We start from the raw sequence: 13,747 nt of genomic DNA on the forward strand, positions 1-13,747 counted from the left end.
ATTAAAAATATTTTTTAGGATTATTAAGATATAGTTTTTCTTTATATCTTGTAGGTATTATCAATTTCTAATAACACCTACAAGAATTTATTTTAAAAGAAAGAGTTTTTAAGTATTTATACTAGTTTCCTACTGAGGCTTCTGCTTGAGCTTGAGTATTATTTAATGCTTCATCTATGTCTTTACCTGAAACTATAGATTGCATTCCCTCTGCCATTATGCTTTCCAATGCATAAGTGTGAAGTCCATAATTTACAGGTGGAATTTCTTCGGTCCATTTAGCAAAATCTTTAAATATTTCTTGTCCACCAAAGAATTCTGAAGGAGTACTGTAGTTTTCACTGCTACTTGCTGATTTTAATGTACTTACTAAATTAATAGCAGGAACTAAATCATTCATTAAATCATCACTTGATCCAAAAGTCTTTGCTAAGAAATCTGCTGCTAAATCCGAATTACCAACTTTATCTAATACATACCAACTACTTCCACCACTATTTGATGTATTTACTGATTTAGGATCTGAACCCATTCTTGGTGTTGCTGCTACTGCCCACTTTCCTGCTTGATCTTCAGCAGCTTGAATTGAAGATGAAATCCAACAGCCATTAACTACACTTGCAACATCTCCACTTTGGAAAGCTCCTACAAATGCATCCCATCCTGATATTTGTTTTGCAATGTTTGCATCAACCATCTCTTTATAGATTTCAACAGCTTTTCTTAAAGATTCATTGTTATTTATGCTTACTTTACCATCTTTATCAACATACCAAGCACCAGCTGATTGCATCATAACTCTAATTTGATTTAAATCACTTGGATCCATTGTTAACATTGCTTTACCAGTCTTTTCTTTTACTGCTTTACCAATTTCAATATATTTTTCCCAAGTAATATCTTGCATATCTGCTTCTGTATATCCAGCTTGTTCAATTAAATCTTTTCTATAGAATAGAGCTGTTACACCACTGTCAAATGGCACTCCATAAATTTTATCTCCTTCTGTCATAACACTTAATTTGTAATCCATAAATTTACTTGGATCTACGTATCCACTTAAATCTTTAAGTTCTCCTGGATATGATAAAAGGTAATTTTGAATCTTATAATCTTCTATTAAAACTATGTTTGGAAGTCCATCATATGTTCCAGAAGAAAGGCTTGTATTTAATTTTTGTACTACATCATCTTGAGCCATACTTACAACGTTTATAGTTACGTCAGGATGATCTTTTAAATATCTTTCTTTAGCCATATTGGCTGCTTTAATATTAAATGTATCATCCCATGCCCAAATTGTAATTGTCTTATCATCTGATGATGCTGAACCTGCCGAAGATGATGAATCTGTGCCTGTTGCACCACCACATGATACTAAACCTAATGTCATAACTGCAGTTATAGTTGCTGCTAAAATCTTTTTAAGTTTCATAAATAAATCCCCCTTAATTTTTTTATCTTACATGAGATTAGTAAAATTATTTCTCATGTATTTGTTTACATTGTAACATTTTTAGTAAAAAAGTTGTTATGATATTATTTATTATAAATAGTAATAATTTTATAATCAGTAAAAATAAATTTGTACTTTTTTTAGAAAATGGTATTTATTTATGAAAACAATTACAAAGTATTGTTGTTTTTTACTTTTGCTCTTAATTATTTTACTAAATTTATTTCTTTAATTATACTAAAAAAACTATTGTTAATAATTTTAACAATAGTTTCTTTTGTTTTATTTGCTTATTGCAACACAACTCTCTCTTATTTTAAGCTGTGTTGGTATAACTACTTTTTTATTATATTCTCTATTATTTGATATGTTTTCAATTAACAGTTCCACTGAAGCTTCTCCCAAATACTCACTTGGTATTCTTATAGTTGTAAGCGATGGAATCATATATTTTGCACTTGGCTGATCATTAAAAGCAACAATGCTTATATCATCTGGAATTTTCAAATTTGCTTCAGCTATTGCTTTATATGCTCCAACAGCCATTGTATCATTTCCAATTAAAATAGCAGATGGTCTATCTTTACATTTTAACAATTTTTTAGCACCTTCATATCCACATTTAAATGTGAATTTTTCAACCCTATGAATATATTCTTCATTGAATATATCTCTGCTTTTCATAAATTCAAAATATTTATTTTGCCTTGAATCAACATCAATTTCTCTTACTATTTTTTTATTATTTTCACTGCCACCAATGAATCCTATTTTTCTGTGTCCTAAATCATATAAGTATTCTAATGCTGTTTGTGTTGCCTTTTCTAAATCTGGTATTACTGAATCAAATCTATTTTCATCTGGAGAATAATCTACAAAAATTATATTTTCGTTTTTCATATAAAGTTTTTCTATTATACTTTCAGAAAATCTTCCTATTGCTATTATTCCAATAACATCACCAATTTCGGAATCCATACTGTTTTCATTTAATCTTACTAAATTTAAATTATATTCATTACATCTCTTTTCAACTGCCCATCTTAAAGTTAGATAATATGGATCTCCTAATTCTTCCTCATAATCATACCAATATATAATTCCTACATTTTTTGTTTTCTTTTCTTTATTTTTTTTACTCTTAGTTGATATATAATCTAATTCATCTGCAACCTTTAATATCTTTTCTCTTGTTGTGTTACTTACATTTAATGTATCATCAAAATTTAAAACCCTTGAAACTGTTGAAATTGAAACTCCAACTATTGATGCTATATCTTTTATAGTAGCCATAAAAGCTCACCTCACTTAAATATCAATAAATCAATTTATATCTGAATAAATGTATAGTAAAATTTAATTTATTTTACTAAAACAAATTTTAGTTCTATTCTGAAATTATTATATTTAATTGAAAATATAATTTAGTATTACTATTATCTCTTCCTATATAATATACTATATTTCATGAAAAGTTAAGCTTTTAATAGTAAAAAGTCATAAATATTATAATATTTATGACTTTTTACTAAAATTCTAATTTTATTTTATTTTAAAGCTTCTTCAACTTCATTAAGCATTTCATTTGCTGCTTTAATTCCAGCGCCTCCAACATACCAAGTTTGAGGATCTAAATAAACAATATTTCCATTTTTATATGTATCTGTAGTTTTAACTAATTCATTTTCTATTATTTCTTTAGCTGGTTGATTTTCTCCACCTGTCATTGCGCCTTTATCAATTACAAATAAGTAATCTGGATTTTTACTTACTAAATATTCATTTGAAATACTTTGACCATGATTTGATATCTCAATACTTGAATCAGCTGACATAAATCCAAGCTCATTATAAATTATATTAAATCTTGAACCTTCACCATACACACTCATAGAACCATCACTTACCATTGTCATTAAAGCATTTAAATTATCTGCTTTAACCTTTTCTTTTATAGAATTCATTCTATTTTCAATTTCTTCTATTTTTTCTTTTGCTACATCTTCCTTATCAAATATTTGCCCAAGTACTGTTACATTGTTTTTTAATGTTTCTAAATAATTTGCTCCATCAGAACCTAAATATATTGTAGGTGCAATTTTAGAAAATTCATCATAAGAATCCGCTTGTCTTCCTTCAATAATTATTAAATCTGGATTTAATTCATTTACTGCTTCTAAATTAAATTCTTTAACCGAACCTAAATCTGTATATTTTTCATCGTTATATTCATTTAAATAGTCTGGAAGACTTTTCTTTGGAAGAGCTGAAACTGAATCTACTCCCATTTCATTTAATATATCAAGTGAACCATAATCTAAAACAACTACATTCTTTGGATTTTTACTTACCTCTGTTTCTCCACCTCTATGAGATACTGTTATAGTTTGAGTATTATCTTGTTCGTTATCACTAGTTTTAGTATTACATCCAATTAATCCTCCTACTAAACTAATACCTAATGCTAAGGTTACTAATAATTTAACTTTCTTTTTCATATTTATTCCCTCTCCTTTTTACATTTCCAACTTTATTTTACATAATAATTATTATTTAGATTATATTATTGTTTATCTACTCTTTTTTATATTTATTTCTAAAATATATGCATATTTTTATCTTAATTCGATTTTAGAAATATACGCATATTTTATTATCATTAATATTCTTTATATCAAAATCTATTTCATATACACTTTCAAGAATTTCTTTATTTATGATATTTTCTGTCATATCATCTTTAATAACTCTTCCATTTTTTAAAATTACTATATTATCTGAATATACAGATGCAAAATTTATATCATGAAGTACTATTACTACTGTTTTATTAAGTTCATCAACAAGTTTTCTTAATACTTTCATCATTGCTACTGAATGTTTCATGTCCAAATTATTAAGTGGTTCATCAAGAAGTATATATTCTGTATTTTGAGCTATAACCATTGCTATATAAGCCCTTTGTCTTTGTCCTCCACTTAATTCATCTAAATATTTATGCTCTATATCTTTAAGCTCCATATATTCTATAGCTTCATCTATATATTTTATATCTTCCTCATTAAATCTTCCTTCGCAATAAGGATATCTTCCAAAGCCTACTATTTCTCGTATTGTGAGTCTTACATTTATATTATTAGATTGTTTTAGAATAGAAATTTTCTTTGCCAACTCCTTGTTATCATATTTATCTATATCTAAATCATCTATTATAACAGAACCTTTATCCTTATTCATTATTCTCGATATCATAGAAAGTACAGTACTTTTTCCAGCTCCATTTGGTCCTATAAATGATGTTATTTTTCCTTTTTCTATATTTAATGAAACATCATCTACTACTTTTTTGTTTCCATAGATTTTTACTAAATTTTTAACTTGTATCATTTTAAGACTTTGCCTCCTTTAATAAAAGGTATATAAAGTATAACCCACCTATAAAGTTGATTATTATACTTACTGTTGTACTAAAGTTTAGTATTCTTTCTACTATGAACTGTCCGCCAACAAGAGCTATTATACTTATCAAAACACTTCCTGTTATAAGATAGCTATGCTTATATGTTTTAAAAAATTGATATGATAAATTTACTACAAGAAGTCCTAGAAAAGTTATTGGTCCAACTAAAGCAGTTGAAATCGAAACAAGCACTGCCACAACTAGAAGTAATTTTTTACTTAATTTATCATGATTTATTCCAAGATTTATTGCTATTTCACGGCCTAAATTCATTACATCAAGTTTTTTTATATCTTTATATGTAAATATAAAGATTCCACATATTAATACTAAAGCAATTATCAAAATATCTGTATTTATGTTAGTAAAGCTTGCATACATTTTGCTTTGAAGCGCTATAAAATCGTTTGGATCTATAAGTACCTGCATGAAAGAACTCATGCTTCTAAATAAGGTTCCAATGACTGTACCAACTAACAATAACACAAAAACATTGCCGCCTTTTTTAAAAACAAATTTATATAATAATAACGTTCCCAAAAGCATTATTAAAACAGATACAAAGAAGTTTACATTTTTATTAGTCATCATAATACTTTCTATTCCAAATAAATAGACACATAAAGTTTGGCCAAATGTATATATTGAATCCAAGCCAAGTATACTTGGAGTTAAGATTCTGTTATTTGTAATAGTTTGAAATATAATTGATGAAAATGCTATTGCACCTCCTGTAACACATATTGCAATTATCTTTGGTATTCTTTTTGACAAGTTATATGCATAATTTCTCGCATTGAGTCCGCTAAAAATAAACAACATTATAAAAACTACTGCAATCATAGATAATATATAAATTTTTGTTTTATCATCTATTTTTACTTTTTTCTTTACATTGCTTTTTATCGAAATTTTACTGCTAAGCTGCATTTCCATTCCTCCTGAATATAAGATAAAGGAATATTATACTTCCTATTACCCCTACTGTAAGACTTATTGATACTTCATATGGATAAATAACAATTCTGCTTAAAATATCGCAAACAAGTATAAAGTTTGCACCAAATAATGCTGTTATTCCTATGTTTTTACTTAGGTTGTCTCCCTTATAAATAGATACTATATTAGGTACTATAAGGCCTATAAAAGGAATACTTCCTACAGTTATTACTACAAGTGCTGTAATTAAAGCTACTATCATCATTCCAACATTGCATACCTTATTATAATCTAATCCAAGATTCTTTGATATGTCTTCACCCATTCCTATAATAGTAAACTTATTTGCATACAAAAACGCAATTATTAATAGTGGAATAGTTAAATATAATAGCTCATAATTTCCTTTTAAAATCATTGAGAATTTCCCTTGAAAAAATGATCCCATATTTTGTACTAAATCATATTTATAAGCAATAAATTCTGTAAGTGATCCTATAACATTACCGAGCATTATCCCAACAAGAGGTATAAATATTACACTTTTCATCTTTATGTTTTTAAGTATTTTCATAAATAAAAACGTTCCTATAAGCGCAAAAATAAATGCTGTAATCATTTTTTGCATGACTGTAGCCGAAGAAAACATCATCATAGCAAAAATCACACCAAGCTGCGCTGAATCTATAGTTGCTGCAGTTGTTGGAGATACAAATTTATTATTGCTTATTTGCTGCATTATAACTCCACTTATACTCATCCCAACTCCCGCAACTAATATGCTTATAAGTCTAGGTATTCTGCTTATAAGTAATACATCAAATTTTTCTTTAGTCATTGAAAATATATCTGTAATACTTAAGTCATGAACACCTATGAAAAGTGATATAAATGAAAGTACTATTAAAGTTAAAATCAAAATTTTTTTCTTCATATGTTTTCAATTCAAAATTCTAATTTTGAATAATACCCCTTCCTAAAAAAACTATAAATCATCTGATAATTTATCTAATTGATAACGGTTCTCTCTTGTATCTATATTACTGATATTGTATCTCAATGTCAACTATTTTTATCTTAAAAATATAAAAAATATAGCTTTATGAGCATAATCCATCCTTATTATGTTAAAAATCCACACATAAAACAGATTAATTGTAAAAATCTATTTTATATGTGGATTTTTTATAATTCTCATTTTATCCAATATATTGGAAAATTAGTATTGTTACATCATCAGTTTGATCTTCACCTATACAATATTCATCAATGCTTTCTTCTATTAATGGTATTATTTCATATATATCTTTACTTTGAGTACACTTTTCATTAAGAACATCCCTTAGCTTCCCAGCACCATACAAGTCGCCATTAATATCCATTGCTTCAGTAACTCCGTCTGTATACGCAAACAAAATATCTCCTTCTTCTAATTGTAACTCCTGCTTTTCAAACTTAGCTTGTGGCATAATTGCAAGAATGCAATTATTTTTTACATTCATATAATTAAATTTATCATTGTTTCTTTTAATTAATGGTGGGTTATGTCCAGCATTAACATATGTCATGATTCCTGTTTTGAGGTCTACAATGCCTAAAAATGATGTTACAAACATAAATGTATCATTATTTTCACTTAACTCATTATTAACTTTTTCAACTACATCCTCAATATCAGAAGAAGATTTTAGTAAGTTTTTAATTATAGTTTTAGATATCATCATAAAAAGTGCTGCTGGTACTCCTTTTCCTGATACATCTGCTATTACAAAAGCAAGTTTATCTTCATCTATGAGGAAAAAATCATAAAAATCTCCTCCTATTTCTTTTGCTGGATTCATTCTTGCTACAATATTAAAATCCTTTCTCTCTGGAAAAGCTTCAAATGCTTTTGGAAGTATTGCTGACTGTATATTCTTTGCCACGGATAATTCTGTACTTTCTTTTTGAATCTTTTCTGTTACTGTAGATAAATTTTTGACATAACTTTGAATTTGACTCATCATTTTTTCAAAGGCTATTGCTAGTTCTTCGATTTCATCTCCTGTTTTTATTAAAGCAAATTCTTCTTTTATTTCTTCTTGTTTTTTCTTATCATAATGTTTATTTCTTCCAAATTCTTCTACTGAATTAAATAAAATCTGTATAGGAATTATTATCTTACTTTCAACATATCTTAAAGCTAATAATGTTAACCCAAATACTAAATATCCAAATATGCAGATGGTTAAATAAATTTTTTTATATTTAACTACTAAATGTTCAGTAATATTGATATTAGTATTAAAGCCTAAAGCTGCTTCAATTGACACATAAGCTACTATACAAAGAATAACTATGAATACAATGCCAAACGTTAAAAGTCCAACAGTTATCTTTCCTTTAATAGAAAAAACTCCTCTAATTTTAGATATTTCAACAGTATTTACTTTATTAACTATAGGCATACAAATAAAGATAAATAATAGTACATATATAAATGCCAGTCCTAAAATGATTAATATTTTATTCTCTATAAAATTATTATTAGATATTAAAATAAGGATAACAGATAATAGAGCCATTAAATATACTATATATTCATAATTCACATTTTTTAATATGTTAGTTTTTGACCTTGGTATATGTGGTTTTATATCAGTAGTAGATAATATTATCAAAATTAACATTTCAAGTATTACTTGAAAATTATAATTATTCAAAAATCTTAAAATCATAATCTCAATATTAATATTTTGTCCTAGCAGTATACTTAATGATAATTCAGAAATAAGACTTACTGAAAGATAATTAATAAAAATAATAAAAATATATTTTAATATAGATCTAATATTATTTAAATTGGGTATTTCACATTTATCTTTTATATTAAATGTATACCAAAGTTTATATGGAGCATATGAATAAAAAAAGTTTAAGCAAAAGTTAACCATAGCAATTGATAAAGAATACTTACAAATTGATACATCTATTATTAAACTTCCAATTGCTACTCCAAGTGCTCCACTTGGTCCTAAATATAATCCTAATACAGGAAACAATGCTTTTTCAGGTCTTATCATCAGCATATTAGATATACGTAAACTTATAAGCTCGCTTATTAATGATATTATGAAAATTATTATTCCGCTTATTAGTATTTTATTTCTTTCATCTTTTCTCTTTATTATAGAAAAAATTTCCGTCAAAAAGTTTTCACTCCTTTTTAAAACGTACTGTATTTTATTCAAATTTATTTATTATCACTAAAGTGATTGATAATGTTTTTTGATAGTTAATACATTCATATTTTCTCTTCGTTCATATTCAATGATATCTGATATTTTTTTCAACAAAAATATTCCAAGTCCTCCAATGCTTCGTTCCATAATATCGCTTGTAATATCAGGATTATTTTCCTTAATCGGATTAAATTCAATTCCATAGTCACAAACCTTTAAAGTAAGACAATTATTTTCCTTATCATATTCATAACCTGCAATCATTTCTCCATGCCCTTTTGGATATGCATAATTAATAATGTTCATTAAGGCTTCTTCACAAACAAGCCTTATCTCCATATCTACATGTTTTGTAACCTTAACATCTTTTCTTAAGTTTTCAATTATAAAGTCTATCATTATGTTTAAATTACATATATTAGCTTCTTTTCTTAACCAATCCATAATAATCACCTTCACCATATTTAAATAAACTTAATTTATAATTCAAAATTTCTTAAGATAAAACTTTTCAATATTTATTGTTTACTTTTTCCAGTGAGTATAATTATGCTTCTAGGATTTACATAAATTTCATTTTGATTTTCGATTAATATATATTTATTTTCTTCATATATATCTTCTCCATATTTACAAGAAGTGTCACAAAATTTATACCACTTTTTATTTGCTGGAATAATCGGTAAACTGAACTTATGCATTTCCCAATGCATATTAATAGCTATATATATATAAGTATCTTCTTTAACATTATATTTATATTTGTCTTCAACAAACATAACAGCAAGATGCAATGAATTGTATATATTATCAGTATTCCAAGGAGTTTCGCTATGCCAGGAAACTTCTGGATATCCAGTTTTATTTATGTCAATATCGTAGGAAGAATTTTTTAATACAGGATGTAATTTTCTAAACTTTATAATATTTTTAAAATAATTATAAATATCATTGTTTTTCTCTAGCATGTCCCAATTTAGCCATGATATTTCATTATCTTGACAATAGGCATTGTTATTTCCAAATTGAGAGTTACAAAATTCATCTCCTGAAAGAATCATTGGAATCCCCCTACTTATAAGCAAAATGGTTATTGCATTTTTTATTTGTTTTTTTCTAAGTTCTACTATAGAAACATCTGTAGTTTCACCTTCACACCCACAATTCCAACTATTATTGTCATTTGTTCCATCAGTGTTATTTTCCCCATTTGCCATATTATGTTTTTCATTATATGAAACTAAATCATAAAGAGTAAAACCATCATGACAAGTTATAAAGTTTACTGATGCATTTGATGATCTATTATCGTATAAATCTTTTGATCCAAGAATTCTTTCCATAAATTCACTTGTAATATTTGAATCACCTTTAATGAATCTTCTTATGGTATCCCTGTACTTTCCATTCCATTCTGCCCATCTTCCCCATGAAGGAAAATTTCCTACCTGGTAAAGTCCGCCTGCATCCCATGCTTCTGCAATAAGCTTGCACTTAGATAAAATTGCATCATGTGCAAGTGTTTCAAGTAGTGGTGGATTTGTCATAGGCTCACCATCTTCATCTCTAGATAATATTGATGCTAAATCAAATCTAAATCCATCAATATGATATTCAGACACCCAATATCTTAAACAGTCTAATATAGAATTTCTAACTATAACATTATTGCAATTTAATGTATTTCCACATCCGCTAAAATTATAATATTCTCCATTAGGTGTTAAAAGATAGTATGTTTTATTATCAATTCCTCTATATGATATATATGGACCTCTTTCATTACCTTCTGCTGTATGATTAAATACAACATCAAGTATTACTTCAATTCCATTTCTGTGAAGTCTCTTTATTAGATTCTTAAGCTCATCAACTTCCATTCCATACTTTCCTGTAGCTGCATATCCAGCCTTTGGTGCAAAAAAATTAACAGTACTATATCCCCAATAATTATATAATCTATTTCCATCTATTATTTTTGAATTTTCAAATTCATCAAATTCAAAAATAGGTAGAAACTCTATGCAGTTGACTCCAAGCTCCTTTAAGTATGGTATTTTATCAGCGATTGCTGCAAATGTTCCTCCATATTTAGCTTTGCTTGAACTATGCTTTGTAAAACTTCGTACATGTGTTTCGTATATTATGAGATCTTCCATTGGTATTTCAAGAGGAATATCTCCTTCCCAATCAAAGTCGTCATAAATTATTCTTCCTCTATGTTGAAATTCATTTTCAAAGTCAGGATCTTCTCCCCATATATTTCTTCCTGATACTGATTTTGCATATGGATCTAAAAGTGTCTTTTCCTTATTAAACCAAAACCCTTCTCTTGGTGAAAACTTTCCATCCATTCTATATCCATATTCAACATTCTCATAATCTATATTAAATACTATCATAGAAAAAACATCACCAATTCTAAATTCCTTTGGAAATGGTATTATTGCATATGGCTTTTTTTCTCTTTTTTTATAAAGAACCAGATCGCATGATATGGCATATTTTGAAAATATAGAAAAATTAACTCCATTTGGCACAATAGATGCCCCATAAGGAAGAACTTTTCCTATTCTATATTTAATTCCATCATGTTCATGTGTAGGATAACTATCAACTCTTATCATCAATAACCTCCCATTATACTTATTAATTTATTTTATAAAAAGTAATATATTTATTAATCCTCAAAACCTTTAAATATTCCGCTGAATCCTGTTATCTCCATAACCTCTTTAACATCTTCGCTTAAATTAATTATGTTCATATGTCCACTTTTCAATTTTATAGTTTTACCAATAGTAAGTAAACTTCTTAGACCTGCGCTTGATACATACGGACATTTTCCCATATCTATTACTATATTATTACTTTCATTTAATATATCTAAAACTTGTTCAGTTACATCATTACTTGAATTACCATCTAAATTCCCTATTAATTGTATATACTTTTTGTCTTCCATATCTTTAATATTTACATTCATTAATTTCACTTCCTTTTTATTACAAGGATTTATATAACAATTATATCACAAATTTCTACTAATTTTCTTTATAATACCAACTCCATAATAATTAATTTTCAATGATTAATTTAATTTAAAGCTCTTTCAAAACTTCTACTAATTATTTTTTTAGATTTTGTGATGCGAAATCCTCTTTCACTGATCATTTATATTTGAAAGTTTATCATTAAAATATGTATTTAGATAAAACAAAGAAATAAAGGTCTCATGTTCTGCTTAAATCTCGCATCAGAAAAATGAGCTTTAGAATTCTTACATCAATGATTGTTCCAAAATTGTTTGTCCAATTTTATATTGGAGCAAACGGTTTTGGGCACAATCATTTATGTTTGAATTCTTAGCTTATTTCTCCTGCAAAGCTAGCAGAATTTGAAACCTTTATTTCGATTATTTCTCACTAAACTTAGTCTATACTTTATTTGAAGTATTGATCACCATATCCGTAATTTTCTACTACGTAATCAATGTCTTTATCTCCACGTCCACTTAAGCATACTAATATAGATCCCTGTTTCATTTCTTTTGCTTTTTTCATTGCATATGCTACTGCATGTGAACTTTCAATAGCAGGTATAATTCCTTCATATCTTGATAACTTAAAGAACGCTTCCATTGCTTCTTCATCACTTATTACGTTATAGTTAACTCTTCCAACATCTCTTAAAAATGCATGCTCAGGTCCAACTGATGGATAATCAAGTCCACTTGCAATTGAATATACTGGTGCTGGTTCTCCATCTTTATCTTTTAGCATTATACTTTCAAAACCATGCATAATTCCTTTTTTTCCAAATTTCATTGATGCTGCATGATCTCCAAGTTTTTCTCCTCTGCCTAAAGGTTCAACCCCGATAATATCTACTGGTTCATCTAAAAAAGGTATAAACATTCCAGCTGCATTACTTCCACCACCAACACATGCTGTTACGACATCAGGTAACAATCCTGTCATTTCTTTAAATTGCTCCTTTGCTTCGTATCCTACTACTGATTGGAAATCTCTTACCATAAGTGGAAATGGATGAGGCCCAAGAGCTGATCCAATGCAGTAAATAGAATCTTTATAATTTTTAGCATAGGATTCAAATGCAGAGTCTACTGCTTCTTTTAATGTTTTTAATCCATGTGATACTGGTACTACCTTTGCGCCAAGTATTTTCATTCTTGTAACATTAGGTGCCTGCTTTGCAATATCAACTTCACCCATATGTATTTCACATTCGAGTCCAAAAAATGCAGCAGCTGTAGCTAAAGCAACTCCATGCTGTCCTGCACCTGTTTCTGCAATCAAACGTTTTTTCCCCATATATTTAGCAAGTAACCCTTCACCCATACAGTGATTTAGCTTATGTGCACCTGTATGATTTAGATCTTCTCTTTTTAGATATATTTGACAGCTGCCAATTTCTCTAGATAATTTTTCACAATGATAAACTGGTGTTGGTCTTCCCTGAAATTCCTTACGTATTCTTCTAAGTTCATTAATGAATTGTGATGAATGGCATATTGTTTGATATGCATCTGCAATTTCCTCAAAAGCTGGAATGAGTTCATCACTTAAATACGCACCTCCATATTCACCAAATCTTCCATTTTGATCTGGATAATCTTTTAAATACCTTTTAAAATCCATATATATCCCC

The 13,747-nt window shown here is 27.6% G+C and carries 11 protein-coding genes; all 11 read right to left on the minus strand.

Annotation, left to right across the window (positions count from 1 at the left end):
• Positions 1 to 121 precede the first annotated feature (121 nt).
• Positions 122 to 1,435, minus strand: a complete 1,314-nt coding sequence (locus BN2920_RS12440; RefSeq protein WP_058295324.1) for an ABC transporter substrate-binding protein — start codon at positions 1,433 to 1,435, stop codon at positions 122 to 124.
• A gap of 303 nt (positions 1,436 to 1,738) precedes the next feature.
• On the minus strand, positions 1,739 to 2,749 hold the full coding sequence (locus tag BN2920_RS12445) for a LacI family DNA-binding transcriptional regulator (protein ID WP_058295325.1): 1,011 nt from the start codon (positions 2,747 to 2,749) through the stop codon (positions 1,739 to 1,741).
• A gap of 254 nt (positions 2,750 to 3,003) precedes the next feature.
• Positions 3,004 to 3,954, minus strand: a complete 951-nt coding sequence (locus BN2920_RS12450; protein ID WP_058295326.1) for a siderophore ABC transporter substrate-binding protein — start codon at positions 3,952 to 3,954, stop codon at positions 3,004 to 3,006.
• A 133-nt stretch (positions 3,955 to 4,087) separates the two neighbouring features.
• The gene (locus BN2920_RS12455) at positions 4,088 to 4,843 is read right to left on the minus strand and encodes an iron ABC transporter ATP-binding protein (protein WP_058295327.1); all 756 of its coding nucleotides are present in this window, start codon (positions 4,841 to 4,843) and stop codon (positions 4,088 to 4,090) included.
• Position 4,844: 1 nt separating this feature from the next.
• The gene (locus BN2920_RS12460; RefSeq protein WP_058296913.1) at positions 4,845 to 5,759 is read right to left on the minus strand and encodes an iron chelate uptake ABC transporter family permease subunit; all 915 of its coding nucleotides are present in this window, start codon (positions 5,757 to 5,759) and stop codon (positions 4,845 to 4,847) included.
• 76 nt (positions 5,760 to 5,835) lie between these two features.
• The gene (locus tag BN2920_RS12465) at positions 5,836 to 6,789 is read right to left on the minus strand and encodes an ABC transporter permease (protein WP_058295328.1); all 954 of its coding nucleotides are present in this window, start codon (positions 6,787 to 6,789) and stop codon (positions 5,836 to 5,838) included.
• Positions 6,790 to 7,054: 265 nt separating this feature from the next.
• The gene (locus BN2920_RS12470) at positions 7,055 to 9,043 is read right to left on the minus strand and encodes a PP2C family protein-serine/threonine phosphatase (protein WP_058295329.1); all 1,989 of its coding nucleotides are present in this window, start codon (positions 9,041 to 9,043) and stop codon (positions 7,055 to 7,057) included.
• A 57-nt stretch (positions 9,044 to 9,100) separates the two neighbouring features.
• Entirely contained in the window at positions 9,101 to 9,520 is a 420-nt protein-coding gene (locus tag BN2920_RS12475) for an ATP-binding protein (protein ID WP_058295330.1), read from the minus strand.
• Positions 9,521 to 9,594: 74 nt separating this feature from the next.
• The gene (gene glgX, locus BN2920_RS12480) at positions 9,595 to 11,703 is read right to left on the minus strand and encodes a glycogen debranching protein GlgX (protein WP_058295331.1); all 2,109 of its coding nucleotides are present in this window, start codon (positions 11,701 to 11,703) and stop codon (positions 9,595 to 9,597) included.
• 53 nt (positions 11,704 to 11,756) lie between these two features.
• Positions 11,757 to 12,062 carry an STAS domain-containing protein gene (locus BN2920_RS12485; RefSeq protein WP_058295332.1) on the minus strand — a complete coding sequence of 102 codons (306 nt, stop codon included), beginning with the start codon at positions 12,060 to 12,062 and terminating at the stop codon, positions 11,757 to 11,759.
• A gap of 457 nt (positions 12,063 to 12,519) precedes the next feature.
• The gene (gene trpB, locus BN2920_RS12490; RefSeq protein WP_058295333.1) at positions 12,520 to 13,737 is read right to left on the minus strand and encodes a tryptophan synthase subunit beta; all 1,218 of its coding nucleotides are present in this window, start codon (positions 13,735 to 13,737) and stop codon (positions 12,520 to 12,522) included.
• Positions 13,738 to 13,747 lie beyond the last annotated feature (10 nt).

The organism is Clostridium neonatale (assembly GCF_001458595.1).
Lineage (GTDB): Bacteria > Bacillota > Clostridia > Clostridiales > Clostridiaceae > Clostridium > Clostridium neonatale.

Bases quoted from the DNA above. Each gene is read 5' to 3' on its own strand.
- BN2920_RS12450 (WP_058295326.1), bottom strand. From the start codon at position 3,954: ATGAAAAAGAAAGTTAAATTATTAGTAACCTTAGCATTAGGTATTAGT.
- BN2920_RS12445 (WP_058295325.1), bottom strand. From the start codon at position 2,749: ATGGCTACTATAAAAGATATAGCATCAATAGTTGGAGTTTCAATTTCA.
- BN2920_RS12465 (WP_058295328.1), bottom strand. From the start codon at position 6,789: ATGAAGAAAAAAATTTTGATTTTAACTTTAATAGTACTTTCATTTATA.
- trpB (WP_058295333.1), bottom strand. From the start codon at position 13,737: ATGGATTTTAAAAGGTATTTAAAAGATTATCCAGATCAAAATGGAAGA.
- BN2920_RS12455 (WP_058295327.1), bottom strand. From the start codon at position 4,843: ATGATACAAGTTAAAAATTTAGTAAAAATCTATGGAAACAAAAAAGTA.
- BN2920_RS12485 (WP_058295332.1), bottom strand. From the start codon at position 12,062: ATGAATGTAAATATTAAAGATATGGAAGACAAAAAGTATATACAATTA.
- glgX (WP_058295331.1), bottom strand. From the start codon at position 11,703: ATGATAAGAGTTGATAGTTATCCTACACATGAACATGATGGAATTAAA.
- BN2920_RS12440 (WP_058295324.1), bottom strand. From the start codon at position 1,435: ATGAAACTTAAAAAGATTTTAGCAGCAACTATAACTGCAGTTATGACA.
- BN2920_RS12475 (WP_058295330.1), bottom strand. From the start codon at position 9,520: ATGGATTGGTTAAGAAAAGAAGCTAATATATGTAATTTAAACATAATG.
- BN2920_RS12460 (WP_058296913.1), bottom strand. From the start codon at position 5,759: ATGATTGCAGTAGTTTTTATAATGTTGTTTATTTTTAGCGGACTCAAT.